23 protein-coding genes, 2 tRNA genes and 2 other RNA genes are annotated in these 23801 nt (G+C 60.3%); 16 read left to right on the plus strand and 11 right to left on the minus strand.

What is annotated here, in order from left to right:
* Nucleotides 1-31: 31 nt before the first annotated feature.
* Nucleotides 32-3175: a multidrug efflux RND transporter permease subunit SdeB gene (sdeB, locus tag ACJ8HH_RS05315; RefSeq protein ID WP_039566581.1), complete on the minus strand. Its 3144-nt coding sequence runs from the start codon at nt 3173-3175 to the stop codon at nt 32-34.
* A gap of 24 nt (nt 3176-3199) precedes the next feature.
* Entirely contained in the window at nt 3200-4387 is a 1188-nt protein-coding gene (gene sdeA, locus ACJ8HH_RS05320; protein ID WP_039566579.1) for a multidrug efflux RND transporter periplasmic adaptor subunit SdeA, read from the minus strand.
* 294 nt (nt 4388-4681) lie between these two features.
* Between sdeA and ACJ8HH_RS05325 the strand changes: the two genes are divergently transcribed.
* Complete coding sequence (locus ACJ8HH_RS05325; protein WP_004928813.1) at nt 4682-5038, plus strand: helix-turn-helix domain-containing protein; 357 nt, start codon at nt 4682-4684, stop codon at nt 5036-5038.
* A 219-nt stretch (nt 5039-5257) separates the two neighbouring features.
* Here ACJ8HH_RS05325 and ACJ8HH_RS05330 read toward each other — a convergent pair.
* The 4 genes from ACJ8HH_RS05330 to ACJ8HH_RS05345 all read right to left on the minus strand — a co-directional run bounded on the left by ACJ8HH_RS05330 (nt 5258) and on the right by ACJ8HH_RS05345 (nt 6222).
* A non-coding RNA gene (locus tag ACJ8HH_RS05330) (RtT sRNA) lies at nt 5258-5377 on the minus strand.
* Between the two features lie 47 nt (nt 5378-5424).
* A non-coding RNA gene (locus ACJ8HH_RS05335) (RtT sRNA) lies at nt 5425-5544 on the minus strand.
* A gap of 46 nt (nt 5545-5590) precedes the next feature.
* Nucleotides 5591-5680, minus strand: a tRNA-Ser gene (locus ACJ8HH_RS05340).
* A 452-nt stretch (nt 5681-6132) separates the two neighbouring features.
* Nucleotides 6133-6222 (minus strand) — tRNA-Ser (locus ACJ8HH_RS05345).
* A 447-nt stretch (nt 6223-6669) separates the two neighbouring features.
* Between ACJ8HH_RS05345 and ACJ8HH_RS05350 the strand changes: the two genes are divergently transcribed.
* The 6 genes from ACJ8HH_RS05350 (at nt 6670) to ACJ8HH_RS05375 (ending at nt 13558) form a co-directional block, all read left to right on the plus strand.
* A complete protein-coding gene (locus ACJ8HH_RS05350) occupies nt 6670-8136 on the plus strand; it encodes a peptide MFS transporter (protein ID WP_039567114.1) in 1467 nt (488 codons plus the stop codon).
* A gap of 126 nt (nt 8137-8262) precedes the next feature.
* Entirely contained in the window at nt 8263-9204 is a 942-nt protein-coding gene (ghrA, locus tag ACJ8HH_RS05355) for a glyoxylate/hydroxypyruvate reductase GhrA (RefSeq protein WP_060451469.1), read from the plus strand.
* Nucleotides 9205-9293: 89 nt separating this feature from the next.
* A complete protein-coding gene (locus ACJ8HH_RS05360) occupies nt 9294-10031 on the plus strand; it encodes a phosphatase (protein ID WP_033638063.1) in 738 nt (245 codons plus the stop codon).
* 42 nt (nt 10032-10073) lie between these two features.
* The gene (locus tag ACJ8HH_RS05365) at nt 10074-10652 is read left to right on the plus strand and encodes a TorD/DmsD family molecular chaperone (protein WP_033646428.1); all 579 of its coding nucleotides are present in this window, start codon (nt 10074-10076) and stop codon (nt 10650-10652) included.
* 150 nt (nt 10653-10802) lie between these two features.
* Nucleotides 10803-11456 (plus strand): tellurite resistance TerB family protein, encoded by a 654-nt coding sequence (locus tag ACJ8HH_RS05370; protein WP_033638740.1) that lies wholly within the window; start codon nt 10803-10805, stop codon nt 11454-11456.
* A gap of 68 nt (nt 11457-11524) precedes the next feature.
* On the plus strand, nt 11525-13558 hold the full coding sequence (locus tag ACJ8HH_RS05375; RefSeq protein WP_049235587.1) for a S9 family peptidase: 2034 nt from the start codon (nt 11525-11527) through the stop codon (nt 13556-13558).
* 35 nt (nt 13559-13593) lie between these two features.
* Here ACJ8HH_RS05375 and exoX read toward each other — a convergent pair whose 3' ends face one another.
* Both exoX and ACJ8HH_RS05385 read right to left on the minus strand, forming a co-directional pair.
* On the minus strand, nt 13594-14262 hold the full coding sequence (gene exoX, locus ACJ8HH_RS05380) for an exodeoxyribonuclease X (RefSeq protein ID WP_004928833.1): 669 nt from the start codon (nt 14260-14262) through the stop codon (nt 13594-13596).
* Between the two features lie 26 nt (nt 14263-14288).
* Nucleotides 14289-15035 carry a carbon-nitrogen hydrolase family protein gene (locus tag ACJ8HH_RS05385; protein ID WP_060425629.1) on the minus strand — a complete coding sequence of 249 codons (747 nt, stop codon included), beginning with the start codon at nt 15033-15035 and terminating at the stop codon, nt 14289-14291.
* Between the two features lie 369 nt (nt 15036-15404).
* Between ACJ8HH_RS05385 and dksA the strand changes: the two genes are divergently transcribed.
* Together dksA and pip are read left to right on the plus strand one after the other, a co-directional pair.
* A complete protein-coding gene (dksA, locus tag ACJ8HH_RS05390) occupies nt 15405-15830 on the plus strand; it encodes an RNA polymerase-binding protein DksA (protein WP_033638066.1) in 426 nt (141 codons plus the stop codon).
* 192 nt (nt 15831-16022) lie between these two features.
* Nucleotides 16023-16976: a prolyl aminopeptidase gene (gene pip / locus ACJ8HH_RS05395; RefSeq protein WP_033646426.1), complete on the plus strand. Its 954-nt coding sequence runs from the start codon at nt 16023-16025 to the stop codon at nt 16974-16976.
* Between the two features lie 31 nt (nt 16977-17007).
* Here pip and ACJ8HH_RS05400 read toward each other — a convergent pair whose 3' ends face one another.
* The gene (locus tag ACJ8HH_RS05400) at nt 17008-17238 is read right to left on the minus strand and encodes a DNA polymerase III subunit theta (protein WP_033642715.1); all 231 of its coding nucleotides are present in this window, start codon (nt 17236-17238) and stop codon (nt 17008-17010) included.
* 345 nt (nt 17239-17583) lie between these two features.
* Here ACJ8HH_RS05400 and ftnA point away from each other — a divergent pair, with 345 nt between their 5' ends.
* From ftnA to ACJ8HH_RS05425, 5 genes are all read left to right on the plus strand, one after another.
* Entirely contained in the window at nt 17584-18102 is a 519-nt protein-coding gene (gene ftnA, locus ACJ8HH_RS05405) for a non-heme ferritin (RefSeq protein WP_025302449.1), read from the plus strand.
* Nucleotides 18103-18426: 324 nt separating this feature from the next.
* Nucleotides 18427-18810, plus strand: coding sequence for a CopC domain-containing protein YobA (gene yobA / locus ACJ8HH_RS05410; protein ID WP_004940886.1), 384 nt, complete (start codon nt 18427-18429; stop codon nt 18808-18810).
* Nucleotides 18811-18812: 2 nt separating this feature from the next.
* Nucleotides 18813-19694, plus strand: a complete 882-nt coding sequence (copD, locus tag ACJ8HH_RS05415; protein ID WP_060451470.1) for a copper homeostasis membrane protein CopD — start codon at nt 18813-18815, stop codon at nt 19692-19694.
* A 69-nt stretch (nt 19695-19763) separates the two neighbouring features.
* Complete coding sequence (locus ACJ8HH_RS05420; protein WP_025302452.1) at nt 19764-20105, plus strand: YebY family protein; 342 nt, start codon at nt 19764-19766, stop codon at nt 20103-20105.
* 476 nt (nt 20106-20581) lie between these two features.
* The gene (locus ACJ8HH_RS05425; protein WP_230298426.1) at nt 20582-20989 is read left to right on the plus strand and encodes a hypothetical protein; all 408 of its coding nucleotides are present in this window, start codon (nt 20582-20584) and stop codon (nt 20987-20989) included.
* Here the strand turns inward: ACJ8HH_RS05425 and ACJ8HH_RS05430 are convergent.
* Both ACJ8HH_RS05430 and ACJ8HH_RS05435 read right to left on the minus strand, forming a co-directional pair.
* On the minus strand, nt 20986-21204 hold the full coding sequence (locus tag ACJ8HH_RS05430) for a hypothetical protein (RefSeq protein ID WP_197766173.1): 219 nt from the start codon (nt 21202-21204) through the stop codon (nt 20986-20988). The genes ACJ8HH_RS05425 and ACJ8HH_RS05430 overlap by 4 nt on opposite strands.
* A 73-nt stretch (nt 21205-21277) precedes the next feature.
* Nucleotides 21278-21622 (minus strand): hypothetical protein, encoded by a 345-nt coding sequence (locus tag ACJ8HH_RS05435; RefSeq protein ID WP_060451472.1) that lies wholly within the window; start codon nt 21620-21622, stop codon nt 21278-21280.
* A 291-nt stretch (nt 21623-21913) separates the two neighbouring features.
* Here ACJ8HH_RS05435 and ACJ8HH_RS05440 point away from each other — a divergent pair, with 291 nt between their 5' ends.
* Both ACJ8HH_RS05440 and fabV read left to right on the plus strand, forming a co-directional pair.
* Complete coding sequence (locus ACJ8HH_RS05440; RefSeq protein ID WP_060451473.1) at nt 21914-22264, plus strand: DUF4377 domain-containing protein; 351 nt, start codon at nt 21914-21916, stop codon at nt 22262-22264.
* Between the two features lie 183 nt (nt 22265-22447).
* The gene (gene fabV / locus ACJ8HH_RS05445; RefSeq protein WP_060451474.1) at nt 22448-23647 is read left to right on the plus strand and encodes an enoyl-ACP reductase FabV; all 1200 of its coding nucleotides are present in this window, start codon (nt 22448-22450) and stop codon (nt 23645-23647) included.
* The last annotated feature ends 154 nt before the right edge of the window (nt 23648-23801 follow it).

The following is a 23801-nucleotide window of genomic DNA, read 5'->3' on the forward strand; positions in this document are numbered from 1 at the left end:
TGCCCGACCTTTTTGCATTTTAACGCTGCGTTCAGACGGTCTGCGGCTGCGCTTTGCGCGCCACCAGGCGCCGCAGCGTGACGTAGAACACCGGCGTCAGGAACAGCCCGAACAGGGTGACCCCCAACATGCCGGAGAACACCGTGATGCCGGTGACGCCGCGCACCTCGGCGCCGGCGCCGTGGCCGAGGATCAGCGGGATGGTGCCGGCGATGAAGGCGATGGAGGTCATCACGATCGGCCGCAACCGCAGGCGACAGGCCTCCAGCGCCGCCTCGACGATGCCTTTGCCCTGCATTTCCAGCTCACGGGCGAACTCGACGATCAGAATGGCGTTCTTGCAGGCCAGCCCCATCAGAACGACCAGCCCGACCTGCACGAACACGTTGTTGTCGCCGCCGGTAAGCCACACGCCGAACAGCGCCGACAGCATGGTCATCGGCACGATCAGGATCACCGCCAGCGGCAGCGTCCAGCTTTCGTACAGCGCCGCCAGCGCGAGGAACGCCAGCAGCACCGCCACCGGGAACACCACCAGCGCGGCGTTGCCCTGGGTCGATTGTTGGTAGCTCAGATCGGTCCACTGGATGTTCATGCCGTTCGGCAACAGTTTGCCGGCCATCTGCGTCAGCGCGCCCATCGCCTGGGTAGAGGAAAGCACGCGCGGATCGGCGTCGCCGATCAGATCCGCCGCCGGGAAGCCGTTATAGCGGATCACCGGATCCGGGCCGTAGGTGGTGCCGATGTTGACCATGCTGCCGATCGGCACCATTTCACCCTTGTCGTTGCGGGTGCGCAGGTTGGCGATGTCTTCCACGCTGTCGCGGAACTGGCCGTCTGCCTGCGCCATCACTTTCCAGGTGCGGCCATAGCGGTTGAAGTCGTTGATGTAAGACGAACCGAGGTAGGTCTGCAGCGTGCTGAACAGCGCATTGAGCGGCACCCCCTGCGCCTTGGCCTTGTCGCGATCGATTTTGGCGTCCAGCTGCGGCACGTTGGCCTGATACGAGGAGATCGGGAACCCCATCCCCGGCGTTTGCATAATGGCACCGGACATGGTGTTGATCGCCGTTTGCAACGCGCCGTAGCCCAGCCCGGCGCGATCCTGCACGTACAGCGAATAGCCGGAGCCCTGGCCGATGCCGAGGATCGGCGGCGGCATGATTGAGAAGGCGAAGCCTTCCTGGATCTGTGAAATGCGCGCGTTGATCTCGGCGTTGATCTGCGCCGCGGTACGGGTACGGGTGCTCAACGACTCCAGCGCGAAGAACACCGTGCCGGTATTCGGCGTATTGGTGAACTGCAGCGCGTTCAGGCCGGGGAAAGCCACCGCATCGGTGACGCCGTCCACGCTCAGGCCGATGGCGCTCATCTTGCGGATCACCGCATCGGTGCGTTCCAGCGAGGCGCCTTCCGGCATTTTCACGCCGCCGATCAGGTACAGCTTGTCCTGCGTCGGGATAAAGCCGCCGGGCACGGTCTTGAACATCACCCCGGCGGCGGCCAGCAGCAGCAGGTAGACGACGAACACCGCGCCGCGCCGGCCCAGCACGCGGGAGACGCCGCGCTGGTAGCGTTGCGAACTGCTGGCGAAGAAGCGGTTGAACGGCCGGAACAGCCAGCCGAACAGCCGGTCGATCAGGCGCGACGGCAGGTCTTTCGGCGCGCCGTGCGGTTTGAGCAAGCGTGCCGCCAGCGCCGGCGACAGGGTCAGCGAGTTGATGGCGGAGATCACCGTCGAGATGGCGATGGTGACGGCGAACTGCTTATAGAACTGGCCGGTAACGCCGGAGAGGAACGCCATCGGCACGAACACCGCACATAGCACCACGGCGATGGCGATGATCGGGCCGGAGACCTCGCGCATCGCCTGGTGCGCCGCCGCCAGCGGCGACAGCCCCTCTTCGATATTACGCTCGACGTTTTCCACTACCACGATGGCGTCATCCACCACGATGCCGATCGCCAGCACCAGCCCGAACAGGCTGAGGGTATTGAGCGAGAAGCCCAGCAGATACAGCGCGGCGAAAGTGCCGACCACGGAGATCGGAACCGCCAGCAGCGGAATGATCGAGGCGCGCCAGGTCTGCAGGAACAGTATGACCACCAGCACCACCAGGATCACCGCTTCCAGCAGCGTATCCACCACCGCGCGGATCGAATCGCGCACGAACACCGTCGGATCGTAAGGCGATTTCCAGCTCATGCCGTCCGGGAAGCGGGTCGCCAGCTCGGCCATCTTGCCGCGCACCGCGTCCGACAGCTCGATGGCGTTGGCGCCCGGCGACTGGAAGATACCGATACCGACCGCATCCTTGTTATTGAGCTGGGCGCGCAGCGCGTAGCTGCCGGAGCCCATTTCGATGCGCGCCACGTCGCGCAGCCGCACGATCTCGCCGTTGTCGCCGCTCTTGAGGATGATATTGCCGAACTCTTCTTCGGTTTGCAGGCGACCCTGGGCATTGATCGACAGCAGATAGTCGCTGCGCGTCGGCATCGGCTCCGCGCCGAGCTGGCCGGCGGAGACCTGCACGTTTTGCTCCTGCATGGCGCTCACCACGTCGGAGGCGGTCAGCCCACGCGCGGCGACCTTGTTCGGATCGAGCCAGATGCGCATCGCATACTCACCGGCGCCGAAGATCTGCACCTGGCCGACGCCCGGCAGGCGGGCCAGCTCATCCTTGACCTTCAGGGTGGCGTAGTTGCGCAGGTACAGCGAATCGTACTTGCCGGAAGGCGAGACCAGATGCACCACCAGCGTCAGCGCCGGGGACTGTTTCTGGGTGGTGATGCCCTGGCGGCGCACGTCTTCCGGCAGGCGCGCTTCGGCCTGCGCCACGCGGTTTTGCACCTGCACCTGGGCCTGATCGGGATCGGTGCCGGGGCGGAAGGTGACGGTGGTCACCAGCACGCCGTCGGAACCGGCGACCGATTTCATGTACATCATGTTTTCGACGCCGTTGATCGCTTCTTCCAGCGGCGTTGCCACCGTTTCAGCGATCTCTTTCGGGTTGGCGCCCGGGTATTCTGCGCGCACCTGCACGCTGGGCGGCACCACGTCCGGGTACTCGCTGATCGGCAGCAGCGGGATGGCTATCACCCCGGCGACAAAAATCAGTATCGACAGCACCGCGGCAAAGATCGGTCGGTCGATGAAAAAGCGGGAAAAGTCCATGGGTCAGAAGTCTCTGCTGGGAGCTTAGTTAAGTGCGGAGGCGATAGGGTTCATGGCGACGGTTTTCGCGTCGACCGGCATGCCCGGCATAAATACTTTCTGCATGCCGTCGACGATCACCCGATCGCCGTTTGCCAACCCTTTCTGCACGATGCGCAATCCTTCGGCCATGCGGCCCACGTCGATATCGCGGCGCTGCGCCTTGCCGTCTTTATCGACGATGTAAACGAACTTGCGGTTCTGGTCGGTCATCACCGCTTTATCGTCGATCAGCATGGCGTTGAACTCGGCGCTGCCGGGCATCTGTACCCGGGCGAACAGCCCCGGCGTGAAGCGGCGATCGCGGTTGTCGAGCAGGGCGCGCATGCGGATGGTGCCGGTCCCGGCGTTCAGCTGGTTATCGGTGAAATCCACCAGCCCCTGATGCGGGGTGCCGTCTTCGCCTACCAGGCCGACTTTCACCGGCAGGCGCGCGTCGTGCCGGCCCTGCTGCTGATAGCGCAGGAAGGTGGCTTCATCCACGTCGAAATAGACGTAGACCTTGTCGAGCGACACCAGCGTCGTCAGCACGCTGGCGCTGTCGCCGGCGGTGACCAGGTTGCCGGCGGTGATCATTGCGCGGCTGGCGCGCCCGTCAATCGGCGCGGTAACACGGGTAAAGTCGAGGTTCAGCTGCGCCATGTCGAGCTGAGCCTGCGCTGCCAGCACGTTGCTTTGCGCCTGCGCGGCGGATGACCGGCGCTGTTCCCAGACTTCCTGAGAGATGGCCTGAGTGCCGATCAGTTTCTCGGTGCGCGAGGATTCGCTGCGCGCCAGGGCGGCCTGGTTGCGAGCCCGCACCAGCTCGGCCTGCGCCTGTTCGCGTGCGGCGCGGTAGGTGCGATCGTCGATGGTGAACAGCACCTGGCCTTTTTTCACCTCGTCGCCTTCGGTGTAGTTGACCCGTTCGATGTAGCCGGAGACCCGTGGGCGCAGCTGCACGCTCTGCACCGCTTCGACCCGGCCGTTGAAGGCATCCCACTGGCTGATCGGTTTGACCACCACGCTGGCGGCGCTGACCACCGGCGGCGGTGGCGGGGCGTTGTGCGCGACGCTGTTGTCGCACCCGGCGAGCAGGGCGGCCAGCAGCGCCACCCCGGAGAGCCGCTGGCCCAGAGCGACGGCGCGCGAGCGGCCGCCGGCGTTGAACGATGAGTTTGGTTGATTTGCCATTATTTTTATTCCGATGAGTAAGTGCGGTCAGGCCCCATACCCGGCCCTGTTCTCCGGGATTCGCCCCGCGCCGGCGTGCGGTGAGGGGGCGGCTGTGCCGTGCAGCGGCGCAACGTTAGGTTTTGAAACACATTGGTGTCACATTAATGTATCAATATCGGTTACATTAATTGGGTGGAGTATAGTGGCGGCTTTCCTGTAAATGCAATAATAAAAATTGCATTTAAAGCGAAACTGTTGCAACGTATGTGCATCGGGCAGAGGGGAACCCTGCCAAATGATGGGAGCATCAGCATGAACACTACGGGCTTTATTACCGATTTGAAGGCGTGGATCGACAACAATCTGGAAGAGAAACTGGATATCAACACCGTGGCGGATCGCGCGGGCTATTCCAAATGGCACCTGCAGCGCATGTTCAAACGCCAGACCGGCTACGCGCTGGGGGAGTATATCCGCATGCAAAAACTGAAAGTGTCGGCGGAGCGCCTGGCCAACAGCGGCGAGCCTATCGTCAGCGTGGCGATTTCGCTCGGCTTCGACTCACAGCAGTCGTTCAACCGCAGCTTCAAACGCCAGTTCGGCCAAACGCCGGGCGACTGGCGCCGCGCGTTGGCGCAGCCGGCGTCTATGGGGCGCACGCATCACTGAGCGGTTGGGCAGTGGGGATAAAAAAGCCTGAATTTGCGTTCGGGCTTTTTTGTCTATGTGGAAGGAGGGATAGATTCGCTGCGCTCACCCTGCGGGCCGCCGTTGGCGGTCCAAAACGCAGGCGTTTTGTCGAACCCAGTCGAGGGTTCTCACCCTCCCGGCCGGTGCGCTATGCATACAAAAAAGCCTGAACGTGAGTTCAGGCTTCTTCGTAGAATATGGCGGTGAGGGAGGGATAGATTCGCTGCGCTCACCCTGCGGGCCGCCGTTGGCGGTCCAAAACGCAGGCGTTTTGTCGAACCCAGTCGAGGGTTCTCACCCTCCCGGTCGGTGCGCTATGCATACAAAAAAGCCTGAACGTGAGTTCAGGCTTTCTCGTTAGAATATGGCGGTGAGGGAGGGATAGATTCGCTGCGCTCACCCTGCGGGCCGCCGTTGGCGGTCCAAAACGCAGGCGTTTTGTCGAACCCAGTCGAGGGTTCTCACCCTCCCGGTCGGTGCGCTATGCATACAAAAAAGCCTGAACGTGAGTTCAGGCTTCTTCGTAGAATATGGCGGTGAGGGAGGGATTCGAACCCTCGATACACTTTCGCGTATACACACTTTCCAGGCGTGCTCCTTCAGCCACTCGGACACCTCACCATATTTTTTGTTGCGGAATCATCGCTGCAACGGGGCGCTACTATAGGGAGTGGGGCCGATCCGGTCAAGAATAATTTCTGTGTTTTTGTTCGTCCGCTCAAGCCGTGCGCACTTTGCTGAAAACTGCGGCGAACGATAGGGCAGAAGTCATGAAAGGATGAGAAAATCAAAGGTAAGGTTCAGGGATAACCGGCGGAAATGGGGAGCGCGGTCGCAGAGGGTGGGGAGATGCGCAGTGCACCATGCAAAAAAAAGCCTGGACGTGAATCCAGGCTTTCCTTTTGAATTTGGCGGTGAGAGAGGGATAGATTCGCTGCGCTCACCCTGCGGGCCGCCGTTGGCGGTCCAAAACGCAGGCGTTTTGTCGAACCCTGTCGAGGCTTCTCGCCCCTCTCGGCGGTGCGCCATGCAAAAAAAAGCCTGGACGCGAATCCAGGCTTTCTCTTTAAATTTGGCGGTGAGAGAGGGGTTCGAACCCTCGATACACTTTCGCGTATACACACTTTCCAGGCGTGCTCCTTCAGCCACTCAGACACCTCACCGTTTTGTTGTCGAAAACGCTTTGCGCTGTCGACGGGCGCTAATGTAGGAGAATCTGATCTCAGCGTCAACCCTCTTATTTCATTCTCATGACTGTTTAGCCAAACTTGCAGCAATTTGCTGATTTACCGAACGATATTCCCACTCGCGGCCGCCAGCGGGCAGGGCTGGCAGCGGTAAGAATCCATGAAAGACGATCGCTTGACCTTTTTTTGTGCAGATAGCTCAATATATCGCCATTGAGGTTGGGTTGTTTGCTGTTATATGCATTAATACTGGATTATTAGTCAGATGTGTCGCTAAATGGAATCATGTCGGCGCGGCGTTTTTGGCAAGGAACATCACGTCGCCGCGCAGATTGCCGGGTGACAGGCCGGCGATATCGCAGACAGGGACAGACTCATTACATAATAATGCAGTAGAGGTTCGTTGTGACTCCTTCAGATGCCATACCGGCGCCGCAAGCGCGCCATGCCATTCCCCCCGGTGCGGGGGCGCTGTTCTTCATCCAAATCTTCGCCACGCTAGGCTTCGCCGTGCTCTACTCCACGCTGGTGCTGTACGCCACCAAGCGATTGGGTTTCAACGAAAGCAGCGCCAACGCCATGATGGGCGTGTTCGGCGCCTTCAACTATGGCCTGCACATGTTCGGCGGTTACCTCGGCGGCCGATTCCTCAGTAACCGCAATCTGTTCGTGCTCGGCATGGTGCTGCAGGTGATCGGCTGCGCGCTGATTGCCGTCGCGGGCGTGTGGGGGCTGTACTGGGGGCTGGCGATGTTCCTGACCGGCAGCGGCCTCAACGTTACCTGCATCAATATGATGCTCACCCAGCGTTTCAAGCCGGACGATGATCGGCGCGAATCGGCGTTCCTGTGGAACTACGCCGGTATGAACCTCGGGTTCTTCGTCGGCTTTACCGTCGCCGGGTATTTCCAACTGACGGAAAACTACCGCGCGCTGTTCCTGTTCGCCACGCTGGGCAACGCGGCGGCGATCGTCGTCGCCGTCTGCCGCTGGCGCATTCTGGCGGATCTCAATACGCCGCTGCGCGACGCCAGCCGCAGCCAATACCGTTGGCGCATGCTGGTCGGGCTGGCGGTGCTGGTGGCGCTGGTGCCGATCATCCGCGTGATGCTGACCCACGCCGAGTTCAGCGGCCACTTCGTGATCGTGCTCGGCGCGCTGATCTTCCTGATGCTGTGCGTGGTGACGCTGCGCCACCATCCGCGCGATGAGCGCCGCAGAATGGCGGCCTATCTGATCCTGGCGCTGGGCTCGCTGGTGTTCTGGGCGCTGTACCAGCTGGCGCCGATGGGGCTGATGCTGTTCTCCGAGCACAACATCAACCTGAACGTTTACGGCATTCAGGTGGCGCCGCAGTGGATCCAGAACATCAACACGCTGGTGATCGTGGTGGGCGGCCCGCTGCTGGCCTGGTGGTTCAACCGCTTGCGCGCTCGCGGTTGCAACATCGACATTCCGCTGCAGTTCTCCGGATCGCTGTTCTGTATCGGGCTCGGCATGCTGGTGCTGCCGCTGGGCATCAGCATGGCGGGCGGCGATGGGCTGGTGGCGTTTAAATGGATCGTCATCAGCTATGTGCTGCAAAGCGTCGGTGAATTGATGATCTCGCCGATCGGTTACGCCATGATCGGCAAGTTGGCGCCGCCGCGCTATCAGGGCGTGATGATGGGCTGCTGGATGATGGTGACCGGCGTCGCCTCGGTGCTGGCGGGCTACGTCTCCGGCCTGATGCCGGAAAACAGCGGCAGCACGCCGCTGCAGACCAACCCCGGCTACAGCGAAATCTTCAGCGCGCTGGGCTGGGGGGCGACGGGCGTCGGCGTGGCGATGCTGATTCTCATTCCGCTGCTGCGGCGCCTTATCCGGCGCGACGGCCCGTCTGCCGCCTGATTGGCTAACATGCACAACAGCCCCACTGGTCGGGGCTGTTTTTATTTTGGGCTTTAACGCTTGCATCCGGCGGCGAATCGCGGAAGGCTGGAGGTAAACCAATAAAAACAAACGGGAGCCCGCAGTATGAACATCATTTATTACCACCCCTTGTTTAACGCCCAGGAATGGCTGGCCGGCATCAAGCAACGCCTGCCGCAGGCCGAGGTCCGCGAGTGGCAGCGCGGCGACGAACGGCCGGCCGATTACGCGCTGGTGTGGCGCCCGCCGCACGAGATGCTGGCCAACCGCCGCGATCTGAAAGCGGTGTTCGCCCTCGGCGCCGGCGTTGACGCGATCCTCGATCAGGAGCGCAAACACCCCGGCACGCTGCCTGCCGGCGTGCCGCTGCTGCGGCTGGAGGATACCGGCATGGCGCAGCAGATGCAGGAATACGCGCTGAGCTATGTGCTGCGCTATTTCCGCCGTTTCGACGAGTATCAGGCGCTGCAGCAGCGGCAGGAGTGGCAGCCGCTCGATCCGCACTCGCTGGATGATTTCACCATCGGCATCCTCGGCGCCGGCGTGCTGGGGCAGAGCGTGGCGCGCAAGCTGACCGAGTTTGGCTTCAGCGTGCGCTGCTGGAGCCGCAGCGCCAAACAGATCGATGGCGTGCAAAGCTTCGCCGGAGAGGCGCAGCGCGCCGCCTTCCTCGACGGCGTCAAATTGGTGATCAACCTGCTGCCCAATACGCCGGAGACCGTCGGCATTCTCAACCGCGAGCTGTTCGCGCAGCTGAGTTCGGGCGCCTATCTCATCAACATCGCGCGCGGCGCGCACCTGGTGGAAGCCGATCTGCTGGCGGCGCTGGAGCAGGGGCAGCTGGCCGCCGCCACGCTGGACGTGTTCGCCCGCGAGCCGCTGCCGCAGGATCACCCGTTCTGGCGTCATCCGCGTGTCACCATTACCCCGCATATTGCTGCCATCACGTTGCCGCAGCAGGCGATGGATCAGATCGCCGCCAACATCCGCGCGTTGGAGGCGGGGCATGCCCCGGCCGGCGTGGTCGACAGGCAACGGGGGTACTGATCCTTCTGCCGCCGTTCGGTAGCTGATAAGCTGTTATCGTCATCGCGCCTGCCCGTGCCTTTGCGGGCGGCCCTCTGGAAGGAGAAACAATGTACCCCGTTGATTTGCATATGCACACCGTCGCCAGCACCCACGCTTACAGCACGCTGCACGATTACATCGCCGAAGCCCAGCAGAAGGGCATCAAGCTGTTCGCCATCACCGATCACGGCCCGGACATGGCCGATGCGCCGCACTACTGGCACTTTATGAACATGCACGTCTGGCCGCGCCTGGTGAACGGCGTGGGCATCTTGCGCGGCATCGAAGCCAACATCAAAAACCTGCAGGGCGACATCGACTGCACCGGCCCGATGTTGACCGCCACCGACGTGATCATCGCCGGTTTCCATGAGCCGGTGTTTGCGCCGCAGGATAAAGCGTCCAATACTGAAGCGATGATCGCCGCGATGGCGCAGGGGGACGTGCATATCATCAGCCACCCCGGCAACCCGCGCTACCCGATCGACATTCCCGCCGTCGCGGCGGCGGCGGCCAAATACGAGGTGGCGCTGGAGCTGAATAACTCGTCGTTCACCCACTCCCGCAAGGGCAGCGAGGCCAACTGTCGGGCGATTGCCGCCGCGGTGCGCGATGCTGGCGGTTGGCTGGCGCTGGGCTCGGATTCACACGTCGCCTTTTCGCTGGGTAACTTTGAGCACTGCGAGCGCATTATCGAAGAGGTGGGCTTCCCGCAGGCGCGTATTCTCAACGTCAGCCCGCGCCGGTTGCTGGACTTTCTCGAGCGGCGCGGCAAGCCGGCGATTGCGGAATTGGCCGATTTGTGACATCGTCCCGGCAAAATTTTCCGTATTGTATAAGGCATTATCATGAATGAGTTTTCCATTGTCTGCCGCGTGCTGGGTACGCTGTTCTACCGTCAGCCGCAGGATCCGCTGCTGGTGCCGCTGTTCGCGCTGATCAAAGAGGGCAAGCTGCAGCAGCACTGGCCGCTGGAGCAGGATGATCTGTTGAAGCGCCTGCAGCAGGGCTGCGACGTCAACCAGCTGGCGACCGACTTCAACGCGATGTTCGTCGGCAGCGAGTGCAGCGTGTCGCCGTTCCGCTCCGACTACGTCGAAGGCGCCAGCGAAGCGGACGTGCGCACCTTCCTGCAGCAGCGCGGCATGCCGCTGGCGGAGGCGCCGGCCGACCATTTCGGCCAGCTGCTGCTGGCAGCGTCCTGGCTGGAAGATCAATCGCAGGAAGATGAAGCGCAGGCGCAGATCGCCCTGTTCGACGAGTTCCTGCTGCCGTGGTGCGGCCGCTTCCTCGGCAAAGTGGAAGCCCACGCCACCACCGGTTTTTACCGCACGCTGGCGCTGATGACCCGCGACGCTATCCAGGCGATGCGCGACGAGCTGGCGGAGTACGAGCAGGACGACGAAGCGGGCGACGAAGAAGCGTAACGCCGCAGCTTACCCAGGCGGGCCGCCCGGCCCGCTAAACACAGGTTTGCATCCCCCAGACGTAAATTGACAAAAGATCCCTTAATCTGGCGGTTTACCGTCGGCTCGGCCGCGCCTGCGCGCCGCGCTTTTTCACGCAAGGGGCAGATGATGAAAAGTAACTGGATGCAGCAGATTCAAACGTTGATCGGGCAGAAGGCCGGCGCGATGGGCGGGGCGGAAGGCATCGGCAAGCTGCTGGCGCCGACGGCGCTGGGCGGCCTGGTCGGCGTGCTGTTGGCCAACAAGTCCTCGCGCAAGCTGGTGGGCAAGTTCGGCAAGAATGCGCTGATCATCGGCGGCAGCGCGGCGGTGGGCGCGGTGCTGTGGAACAAGTATAAGCAGCGGGTGAAAGAGACCCATCAGGACGAACCGCAGTTCGGCCTGCAAACCACGCCGGTGGATCTGCGCGCCAAACGCCTGGTGCAGGCGCTGGTGTTCGCGGCCAAGAGCGACGGCCATATCGATGCCGACGAGCAGCGCGCCATCGATCACAGCCTGGCGCAGCTGCAGGTGGGGGAAGAGGCGCAGGGCTGGGTGCAGGAAGCGATCGAGCAGCCGCTCAACCCGGAATTGATCGCCCGCAGCGTGCAAAACGAAGACGAGGCGCTGGAGGTTTACTATCTGAGCTGCCTGGTGATCGACGTCGATCACTTTATGGAGCGCGGCTACCTCGACGCGCTGGCGCAGGCGCTGAAGATCCCGGCGGACGTCAAGCAGGGCATCGAGAGCGACGTCAACGAGAAAAAGCGCGAGCTGGCGTAGCGCCGCTTGGCAAGCCGGGGGGAATCGTGTCACTCTTGCCGCAATCTATGTAAGCGGATGATTTAGCAATGATGACCCCACCGAAAGCGGAAAAACGCCCTTATCCCATCACCATCCACGGCGACACGCGCGTGGATGACTATTACTGGCTGCGCGACGACGAGCGCGCAGACCGCCAGGTGCTGGACTACCTGCAGGCGGAGAACGCCTACACCGATGCGATGCTGAAACCGCAGCAGGCGCTGCGCGAAACCCTGTATGAAGAGATGGTGGCGCGCATTCCGCAGCAGGAACATTCGGTGCCTTACGTGCGCCACGGCTATCGCTATCAGACGCGCTATGAGCCGGGCAATGAATACGCGATTTCCGTGCGCCAACCGCAGGCCGAGAGCGAGCGCTGGGAGGTGCTTATCGACGGCAACCAGCGCGCCGAGAATCACGAGTTTTACACCCTGGGCGGGCTGGACGTCAGCCCCGACAACCAGCGGCTGGGGGTGGCGGAGGATTTCCTGTCGCGCCGCCAGTATGACATTCGCTTCAAGAACCTTGCCGACGGCAGTTGGGCGGACGAAGTGCTGGAGAACACCTCCGGCAGCTTCGAGTGGGCCAACGACTCCTCGACGGTGTACTACGTGCGCAAGCACGCCAAGACGCTGTTGCCGTATCAGGTTTATCGCCACGTGGTGGGCAGCGATCCGCAGCAGGACGAGCTGATTTACGAAGAGCTGGACGATACCTTCTACGTCGGGCTGGAGAAGACCACCTCTGAGCGCTTTATCCTGATCCACCTGAGCAGCACCACCACCTCGGAGATCCTGCTGCTGGACGCCGACCGTGCGGACGCCAAGCCGCAGCTGTTCGTGCCGCGCCGCAAGGATCACGAATACGCCATCGATCACTATCACCAGCATTTCTACATCCGCTCCAACAAGGACGGCAAGAACTTCGGCCTGTACCAGAGCGAACAGGCGGACGAAGCGCAGTGGCAGACGCTGATCGCCCCGCGCGCCGATGTGATGCTGGAGGGCTTCAGCCTGTTCCGCGACTGGCTGGTGGTGGAGGAGCGCAGCGCCGGCCTGACGCTGCTGCGCCAGATCCACTGGCAGACTGGCGAAGAGAAGCGCATCGCCTTCGACGATCCGACTTACACCACCTGGCTGGCGTACAACCCGGATCCGGAAACCCCGCTGCTGCGCTACGGCTATTCGTCGATGACCACCCCGACCACGCTGTACGAGCTGAATATGGACAGCGGCGAGCGGACGATGCTCAAACAGCAGGAAGTGAAGAACTTCACGCCGGAAAACTACCGCAGCGAGCGAGTCTGGGTGAAGGCGCGCGACGGCGTCGAGGTGCCGGTCTCGCTGGTGTATCGCCAGGACAGCTTCCAGCGCGGCGCCAACCCGTTGATGGTGTACGGCTACGGCTCCTACGGCAGCAGCATGGATCCGGCGTTCAGCGCCAGCCGCCTGAGCCTGCTGGATCGCGGTTTCGTGTTCGCGCTGGCGCACATTCGCGGCGGCGGCGAGCTGGGGCAGCTGTGGTATGAAGACGGCAAGCTGTTCAACAAGCAGAACACCTTCAACGATTTTATCGACGTGACCGAAACGCTGATCGCCCAGGGTTACGGCGACGGCAAGCGGGTGTTCGCCATGGGCGGCAGCGCCGGCGGCCTGCTGATGGGCGCGGTGATCAACCAGGCGCCGCAGTTGTTCCACGGCGTGGTGGCGCAGGTGCCGTTCGTCGACGTGGTGACCACCATGCTGGACGAGTCTATCCCGCTGACCACCGGCGAATATGACGAGTGGGGCAACCCGAACGAGCAGGCCTATTACGACTACATCAAGCAGTACAGCCCGTACGATCAGGTGAAGGCGCAGGCATACCCGCATCTGCTGGTGACCACCGGCCTGCACGATTCGCAGGTGCAGTATTGGGAGCCGGCCAAGTGGGTGGCCAAGCTGCGCGAGCTGAAAACCGACGATCGGCAGCTGCTGCTGTATACCGACATGGATGCCGGCCACGGCGGCAAGTCCGGGCGCTTCAAGGCCTATGAGGATATTGCGCTGGAGTACGCCTTCATTCTGGCGCTGGCGGAGTAACGGCATTCGGCGGGCGGCCTGCGCCGCCCGCCGTGTTAGCCAATCAGATAGTATTTCAGCGTGTGTTTCATGTCCGGGCTCAGATCGTCGATGGATTTCAGCATCCAGCGCAGATAGCCGGGATCTTCCTGGGCGATGCGATCGATCTCCTGCCCGCGATACTTGCCGAATTTGAACTTCTTCAGCAGCACCGGTTGTTCGGTGATCTGCACCATTTGCTCCGGCGTCCAGCCCGAATCCTTGATGATGCGTTGCAGCAGCGCGGCGGTGACGTAGCAGTCGTACAGCGCGCGGTGCGGGTACAGCGTGGCGTCTGCCGGCAGCTGCACGTCCAGGTTCAGCGCGTAGCGCAAATACTGGTTGCCGTACTTGATGTCCGGATACAGCGTGCGCGCCAGCTTGAGCGTGCAGATCCAGGCGCCGTTCATCTCCGGCAGCACGCCGCGATCGAAAGCGGCGTTGTGCGCCACATAGTAGGGGCTGCCCTGATAGCGGCCGATCGCCACCGCAATGCGCGGTTTGCCTTCCACCATCTGTTCGGTGATGTGATGAATCGCCATCGCGTCGAGGCTGATGGGGCGATCCGGGCTGACCAGATCGCTCATCGGGTTGGTCAATTGGCCGTCGAGCAGATCGAGGGAGGCCACTTCCACCACGCCGCCGTCCAGCCCGCAGGTCTCGGTATCTATTACGCGTAACGTCATGCTTTCCTCCGCGTTGCCGTCAGGCCTCAGCTTAACCGGCACAGGCGGCCGTGCCAACCGTCGGAAGTCTTGTCGGCGATGATCAGTCCAGGAGTGTCATCCGGCGCGGCAACCAGGAGCTCTCCCGTGTTATCCCAGATGGCACTGCGGCCTGCCGGGATCCAGCCACCGGTCGGTGCCGCATGGTTGGCCATCAGCGTGACCATGCCATAACGTCGGGCATAGCCTGCCAGCGCGGCGCTGTCTTTCGCGTAGCCGGCTTCAGATACCAACACGCTAGCGGCATAAATGTGCGCACCCGCCAGCGCGGCGGCGCTTGCGTGGCCGGGCTCTGAAGTATCGGCACAGATAGCCAGTGCGATGTTGTGGTGATGGAGTTCCAGCAACGAGCCGCCCTCACCGGGCGAGAAGTATTGCTGTTCCGCGCCGTGCAGATGCTGTTTGGTATAGCTACTCAATGCGCCGTTGGGGCGAAAGATTAAGGCGGCGATATGCAATGCCGTGCCACTGCGCAAAGGCGCGCCGACGATGATTGTCATCTGCCGCGATTGTGCCGCCGCACTGAGTGGTTGCAGACGGGGATCGCCCAACGTGAGCGCCAGTTCGGCAGCATCGGTCAACTCATAGCCGCTTAGCGACAGTTCGGGAAACACCAACAGTTGTACCTGCTGATCTGCTGCCTGCGCAACGAATTCAAGGTGACGTTCAAGGTTGCAGGCGATATTGGCCGCCGCAGCGGGGTATTGGGCGGCGGCAAGGGTGAGGCAGGACATCGGCCATCTCTCCTGTGAGGCAATAAAAAACCCGCCTTGGCGGGTTTAATGACGGATGGAAGGGCGCTTACTCACCAGACGGATGCGCTTTTTTGGCGCGTTTCTCCGCACGTTTCTCAGCTGGGGTTTTCAACGGCTTCTTCTTCGCATTCTTTTTGCTATCCATTCCCTTACTCATGATGGCCTCTCGTTACCTATGATTGGGTGGCTTGCTCAGTCATTAACCGCCTAAAGCCGGCAGGATGCAAGCGACAAAGTGCGAATTGTGTTTAACCGGCTGTTTGTGCGTGAAATTTTGTTTTTGGATGACCGGGTGCTAAAAATAAATATTATGTTATAATGTTACACTTTTGGTGTTGGGAGAGCGCAATGACAGTCATGACGTTACCGGATGCGCAGCAACTGCTGGCCATGCCGGATTCTGATTATATGAACTCGGTTCAACGGGCGTTTTTCCGCCAGCTGCTGCAGGATGAGCGGCAAAAGCTGCTGCTGCACATCGATGAGCTGAAAAAAGAGATCGATGGCGGCGAAGCGACGGGCGATGAAGCCGACAAGGCGGCGCGCGAAGAGGAGCTGCGCCTGCTGTTCCGCCAGTTGGATCGCGAAAGCCGCCTGCTGCCGAAAATCGATGCGGCGCTGGCAAGGTTGCAGAACGGCGAGTACGGCTACTGCCGGGAAACCGGCGAACCTATCGGGCTGGCGCGCCTGCTGCTGCGCCCGACGGCGGAACTGAGCATCGAGGCGAAAACCGCGCAGGAGATGCGCGAGCCGCATATGCGCAAAGGTGGCTAACTGAGTTCCCGGGGGGCGAATGCGCCCCTCAACCGATAGGGCCTGTGGGCATTTTGCAGGCAGGTCGTTGTGATTTTGAGCAAACGCGCGCCGAGTTCTCGGCGCGCGTTCTAGTTTTCGGGTTTTACCGTTGACCTACCGGGCGGCTTCCGCTTTGATGAAAGCATGACTCACAGAGAGACGGAAAGCGCCATGGAACAATTACGAGGTTTGTACCCGCCGTTAGCGGCATACGACAGCGGTTGGCTGGACACTGGGGATGGCCACCGGATCTACTGGGAGCTGAGCGGCAACCCGAACGGTAAGCCGGCGGTCTTCATTCATGGCGGACCGGGCGGCGGCATCTCCCCGCATCATCGCCAGTTGTTCGATCCCGAACGCTACAAGGTGCTGCTGTTCGATCAGCGCGGCTGTGGCCGCTCCCGTCCGCATGCCAGCCTGGACAACAACACCACCTGGCATTTGGTGGCCGATATCGAGCGGCTGCGCGAAATGGCCGGCGTCGATCAATGGCTGGTGTTTGGCGGTTCCTGGGGGTCGACGCTGGCGCTCGCCTATGCGCAGACCCACCCGGAGCGCGTCAGTGAAATGGTGCTGCGCGGCATCTTCACCCTGCGCAAACAGGAGCTGCATTGGTATTACCAGGACGGCGCGTCACGCTTCTTCCCGGACAAATGGGAGCGCGTGCTGTCCATTCTGTCGGATGAAGAGCGTAAAGATGTGATCGCCGCCTACCGGCAGCGGCTGACCTCGGCCGATCCGCAGGTGCAACTCGAAGCGGCCAAGTTGTGGAGCGTGTGGGAAGGGGAGACGGTCACGCTGTTGCCGAGCCGCGAATCCGCTTCGTTCGGCGAGGATGATTTCGCGCTGGCGTTCGCCCGCATTGAAAACCACTATTTCACCCATCTGGGCTTCCTGGAGAGCGATGACCAGCTGCTGCGCAACGTGCCGCTGATCCGCCATATCCCGGCGGTGATCGTCCACGGCCGCTATGATATGGCCTGCCAGGTGCAGAACGCCTGGGATCTGGCCAAGGCCTGGCCGGAAGCGGAATTGCATATCGTGGAAGGGGCGGGGCATTCGTATGACGAGCCGGGCATCTTGCACCAGCTGATGATCGCCACCGACCGGTTCGCCGGCAAGTGACGCAAAAAACCCGCCGTAACGGCGGGTTTTGTTATTTGGCCTTCGGCTCGTACGGCAGGCGCGAAAACTTGTGGGATTCCGCGCGGTAGTGCGCCACACGCTCGCGAAAATAGTCGCGCAGCGGTTCCGGCTGCTCGCGCTCCACCACTTCCGGGATCACCGGCATGTTGTAGCGCTCTTTGTACGCCACGCCTGAGGCGGCGAGATCCACGTTCACCCTGTCCATCTCTTCTTTGGACAGCTCGGCCAGATTGTAACCCACGCTATGCTCCTTACTTACTTTGCCGCATTGAACCTGCGCAGAAGGTAATCCACCCGGCGACGCTTGGCAAGCCCGTAGCGCCGCCGCGGCGGGCGATATTTTCCAAAGAGTAATGCAATCTATTTATTCTTTTAAATAAGAATGATTCGCTTTTTGATTAAAATAAAAGATGGGAATAATTATCATAATAATTAGCGTGAATTTCTATATGATTTTATGTGTTTGATTTTAAGTAAATAAATAATTAATATTGATCGGGTGTAAATAAGGTGTTTTTATTTTTACGGCAGCAGGGCATAATGCGCGGAAATTAAATTCATGACCTGCAAAATAAAAGGAATCATTATGCTGACGCAAGAAATGACTCAAAAGCTGAATGAGCAACTGAATCTGGAGTTCTACTCCGCCAACCTGTACCTGCAAATGAGCGCATGGTGCAGCGATAAAGGCTTTGAAGGCGCCGCCGCATTTCTTAAAGAGCACTCTCAGGAAGAGATGCAGCATATGCAACGCCTGTTCGACTACCTGAGCGACACCGGCTCTTTGCCGCTGCTGGGCAGCATCGCCGCGCCGCCGGTGGCGTTCGAATCGCTGGCGGACGTGTTCCAGCAGACCTACGAACACGAACAGCTGATCACCCGTCAGATCAACGAACTGGCGCACGCCGCCATGACCGCACACGATTATTCCACCTTCAACTTCCTGCAGTGGTACGTGGCGGAGCAGCACGAAGAAGAGAAACTGTTCAAATCCGTGCTGGATAAGCTGGCGCTGGTGGGCACCAGCGGCAAAGGCCTGTTCTTCATCGACAAAGATCTGAAGAAAATGGGCGCGATGGGCCAGGGCGGCAACGGCCAGGCTTAATTCGCACCAGAATATCGAAAAACCGCGCGCGGGCGAGCCTGACGCGCGGTTTTTTTTACCCTGCGTTTATCGCGGTTATGCGGCGATACGTGCTGCCGGATCGCAAAATGCCAGTGATGCGCTCGACTTGCCGCAGCGCGGTCGTTATGATTTACCGCGATACGCTACAGGGATGGTAGAGTCAAAACAGCGGGTTAGCCGATACAACCCGTTTTTCTGTTTACCCGTGGCGCAATCATTTGCGGTGGGTTGGGGCCGCTGATACATCGCCTTGGCTGTGGCCTTAACCCTTATGACCCTCTTTTACTGTTAAGGGATACCACTGTGATCGGTAAAATTCGTTCCTCTTGTCGCCTGCTTTCCACCGTTTTCGTCCTGTTCGTCGGCCTGTCTTCGCAGCAAGCGCTGGCGCACGCCCACCTGAAAGTGGAAACGCCGAAGGCCGACGCCAGCGTCAGCCCGGCGCCGAAGGCGCTGACCCTCAGCTTCTCCGAAGGCATCGAACCGAACTTCAGCGGCGTGAAAATCACCGGCCCGGACAACGCCGTGGTGAAAACCGGCAAACTGCAGCTCGATCCGAACAACAACACCCAGGTCAATGTGCCGATCGAAGGTGAGTTGAGCGCGGGCAAATACAACGTCAGCTGGCATGTGGTTTCGGTCGACGGGCATAAAACCAAAGGCCAGTACAGCTTCACCGTAAACTGATCGTGAGTCTGGCGACCCTGTTCGTTCTGTGTCGCTTGGTGCACTTTGCGGCGGTGATGCTGATGTTCGGCATCAGTCTGTTCACCGCCTTACTGTCACCGCAGCGCCTCTCCCCGATCCTCTCCCGCGATGTGCGCCCGCTGCTGCTTGCCGGCACCTGGATTGCCGGGCTTTCCGCCGTGGCGCTGCTGGCCATTCAGGCTGGGCAAATGGGCGACGGTTGGGAAGACGCCTGGCGGCTGGAGGTTTGGTGGGCGGTGCTCGGCACCACCTTCGGCGAAGTGTGGCGCTGGCATCTGGGCCTGTCGCTGCTGGCGATCCTGAGCCTGCTGCTGCCGGAACGGCCGCGCGCGCAGGCGTTGGCGCTGTGTTCGGCGCTGCTGCTGGTCAGCCTGGCGTTCATCGGCCACGCGGCGATGCACGAAGGCACGCTGGGCGCGCTGCACCGCGCCAACCATGCGGTACACCTGCTGGCCGCCGGCTACTGGTTCGGCAGCCTGGCGCCGCTGCTGGTTTGCCTGCGCTATCTGCAGCCGCCGCAGTGGCGCAGCGACGCCATCACCACGCTGATCCGTTTTTCGCGCTGGGGGCACCTGGCGGTGGCGGCGGTGATCGTCACCGGTATCGTCAACAGCCTGATCATTCTCGGCGATTGGCCGCTCAACCTCGGTTCGCCTTATCAGCGCCTGCTGCTGATTAAAACCGCGCTGGTGGCGCTGATGGTGATGGTGGCGCTGGCCAATCGCTACGCCATCGTGCCGGCGATGAGCCGCGTGCCGGCGCTGGCGCAGCGCGGCGTGGTGCTGGCCTGCTGGCTCGAAGTCGGGCTGGGGGTGGCGGTGCTGCTGCTGGTCAGTTTATTTGCAACCTATGCGCCGGTTTGACATTTCGGCTTGCCGCAACCGGGCAAGCTGCGGGAAAATCGACGTGAATAGCAACCTTAAGGCCAACACATGAAATCGGTATTACTCGGCATTACGCTGCTGGCAACCGCGACCGGCGCGCTGGCGGCAGACAAACTGGTGAACATCACCAAACTGGAATACGGCAAACAGTGGGCGTTCACCAAGGAAGAAGTGACGCTGCAGTGCCGCAGCGGCGGCGCGCTGTTCGTGCTGAATAACAGCACCCTGATGCAATACCCGCTCAACGACGCAGCGGAGCAGCAGGTGAAGAAGGGCCATCAGCGCGCGCAGCCGCTGGAGGTGCTCCTGCTGGACGACCCTGCCGAACCGGGGAAAAAAATGAGCCTGGCGCCGTTTATCGAACGCGCCGAGAAGCTGTGCGCTGACTAACCGCTTGTTTGCCAACGCCTTGCCCAGCGCGCGCGGATTGATGCGCATTTGCCGCATAGTTATTTCGTCACGAAACTATCACGCGGCCGCCGGGCGGCTGGCAAAACTGGCGCGGTAGGCTACTCTTAAAGTGCACGGCTGAACAAGCCCTGCATTAAATGCCAACTTTTAGCGCACGGCTCTCTCCCAAGAGCCATTTCCCTAGACCGAATATAGGAATCGTATTCGGTCTTTTTTTGTGTGCTTGATTTATAAGGAAATTCCACTTAAAGCGCCAATAAAACTTTGGTTTCTCTTTCCAGTCGTAACACCTCAGCTCCGCACTCCCCACCCGCACATATCGCTAATTTAGCCGCACCAAAAGTCATTACGTCATTTATGGCGCTGATAAGCTCCGGTCATTGCTCCCATCACCGGTTAAACGAGAGTGACATTATGGGGAATATCAAGGCATTGGGCGTTGTAAAAGGAAACCTGTGTTGAACGATCGGCTGAGCCAGTTGAAGAGAGCGCTGCCAGGTTATCTCGAGGCGTGGCGTGAGGGCGCTTTACCCTCTGACTGGGGGCAGGTGGCTAATCCTGAAGTGGTTGCCGCCCTGTTGGCGGAGTGGGAGACGCTGAGCGAATTGGCGTCGCTGTTCGAAACCGCGACTGAAACCCCAACCGATCCCGCCGCGTTTTGGCAGGCGCGCGCCGAGCTGATGGCGCAGCGCAATCATGAGCTCAATGACCAACTGGCGACGCCAATCCGTTTGCCCGGCGCACGGGTAGCCTTCTTTGGCTATGTGAAAACGGCGGTGATGGACGCCAGGCAGGTGAAGGCGGCAATTCGCGATGCCGGTTTTACCATTGCGGGCGACAGCCAAAATGAGAACACGGCTTAACGCGGCTTCTTCTCAAATTTCTCGGCAAAAAAGAACCGCAGCAATTTATGGGTCCACAGCAGGATGGCGCCGACCACCACCAGCGAGACGACGAAATGCGACAGGTTTTTCGGCGCGGCGTAGCCGTGAGTAAAAGAAATCCCGGCGCCGCTGAGCAGCAGGGTGGCGATCCAAAAGCCGAGTAGCAGGCACAAGGTACGGAACAGTTTAAACATTGTTATCACCGAAATGCTGAAAGCGCCGACTGAACGGAAAGACTCAGCCGGTGCTTTGATTAATTAAAACCGCTTAGCGAGAGCAGGTGTTGCCACCCTTGTTGCTATTGTTATTGCAGTTGCTCTTGTTGCCGCTTTGCCCCATGCCGATGTTGCCGCCACCTTTGCTGGCCTCTTTGAAACAGCCGCCGTTGAGCGCGCCCAGCGCCAGACCGCCAAGCCCCCCTAGTGAGCCGGTGATGATGCCGTTAATGCAGTCCGGGGAGGTGTGTTTCTGGTACATATTGCCGTCCGACGATTTACCGCCCCCGTTCTTGTTGCCACCGTTGTTGTTGACGCGGCCGTTGCTGCCGCGGTTGTTGGCAAAGTTACCTGCGCCGGCGATCAGGTGAAAATATTTAGCCTCGATCTCTTGCATAAAACTCCCTCTTTATCGATTCGGTTAATGGCGTATAGCTTGCGCAAGCCAGCTGTTTTTAACAGAAAAAACGGCGGGGATAATTACCGGTTCGGATAAGAACAGGGGATTTATTTGCAGGTATTTACCAGGCTGATAAGCGTGCCGGAGATTGATATTCCTGCGTGAGTCATTTCGCTTAACAAGACGTTCTTTACGATGAATGGCGCCGCCACCGGCACGCAGCAAGGTTCAATTCACCCAGCCAATTTGTTAGGATCGCCCGACCTACATGACTATTGGTGCAGTACATTGAAAATTAAAGCGTTGTTATTTGTTGCGTTGGCCGCACTGGCCGGCTGCAGCCAGGAGAGAACCTCGATGAATCAGCCCGCAAACGAGAAAGGCGGCCAAACGGAAGTGTTGCTGGTGAACAGTGCGCTGGTGGACTGCGTGGGCGTCGCCCCGATGAAGTGCATGCAGGTGCGCCGCTCCGCGCAGCAGCCGTGGGAGTTGTTCTATACCGGCATCGAAGGTTTCACCTTCGAACCGGGCTATCAGTATCGGCTGAAAGTGCGCGTTACTCCGGTAGAGAACGTGCCGGCCGATGCCTCATCGCTGCGTTACACGCTGATTGAGCAGTTGGAAAAGAACAAGGCGTGACCCTCGACAGGCCGGGTAATCGCAATCCGGCCTGCCATGATTATCCCTTTACCATCATGACATGCCTCGGCGGCGGGCTTGCCGACTGGTCTGTTCACTGCGCTTGTTTTCGCACTTTCTTAAGTATATTGAGAAAATCAGGTATATTGTCCTTCGGTTTTTAGCTACCAAGAAAAAATTACTATGATTATCAAACCTAAAATTCGTGGTTTTATCTGCACCACCGCTCACCCGGCAGGCTGTGAAGCTAACGTCCGTGAGCAAATCGCCTACGTTAAGTCGCGCGGCGAACTGAAAAACGGGCCTAAAAAGGTGCTGGTCATTGGTGCATCCACCGGTTACGGTCTGGCCTCGCGCATCAATGCCGCTTTCGGCAGCGGTGCGGCCACCATCGGCGTATTTTTCGAGAAGCCTGGCAGCGAAGGCAAAACCGGTTCCGCCGGTTGGTACAACTCCGCCGGTTTCGACAAGGCAGCTAAAGAAGAAGGCCTGTACGCGAAAAGCATCAACGGCGACGCATTCTCCAACGAGTGCCGCCAGACCGTGATCGATCTGATCAAAAAAGACCTGGGTCAGGTTGACCTGGTGGTTTACTCGCTGGCTTCGCCGGTGCGTAAGATGCCGGAAACCGGCGAAGTGGTGCGTTCCGCACTGAAGCCGATCGGCGAACCGTACAAATCCGTCGCGCTGGACACCAACAAAGACGTGCTGGTTGAAGCCGTGGTCGAGCCGGCCAACGAGCAAGAAATCGCCGACACCGTGAAGGTGATGGGCGGCCAGGACTGGCAGCTGTGGATGGACGCGCTGGACGAAGCGGGCGTGCTGGCGGATAACGCACAGTCTGTCGCTTACTCCTACATCGGCACCGATCTGACCTGGCCAATCTACTGGCATGGTACGCTGGGCAAGGCGAAAGAAGATCTGGATCGCGCGGCGCACGCCATCAACCAGAAGCTGCAGGCCAAAGGCGGCGCGGCTTACGTTGCGGTGCTCAAGTCGGTGGTGACTCAGGCTTCCTCTGCCATTCCGGTGATGCCGCTGTATATCTCCATCGTGTTCAAAATCATGAAGGAGCAGGGCATTCACGAAGGCTGCATCGAGCAGATCCAGCGTCTGTTCGCCACCAAGCTGTACAGCGGCGCGGCGCCGGACACCGACGAGAAACACCGCCTGCGTCTGGATGACTGGGAACTGCGCGACGAAGTGCAGGAAACCTGCCGTGCCATCTGGCAGCAGTTGAACGACAGCAACATCAACGAACTGACCGATTATCAGGGCTACAAGGCGGAGTTCCTGCGCCTGTTCGGCTTTGGCCTGCAGGGCGTTGACTACGACGCCGATCTGAGCGGCGAAGCCAACTTCGATGTGATCGAGCTGGTCTAAACGCGTCGAGCGGTCAAACAAGGTCGGGTTAGCCCGGCCTTTTTTATTGCCTGCGAATTATCGGGTGGCTAAGCGAAAATGTTTATTTTGGGTTAACAGACGAACCGGGTGATTAACATCGGCAGTCGGATGGTGAAATAACGGCGGTTATTAA

The organism is Serratia sp. CY32780 (genome assembly GCF_052169135.1).
Lineage (GTDB): Bacteria > Pseudomonadota > Gammaproteobacteria > Enterobacterales > Enterobacteriaceae > Serratia > Serratia sarumanii.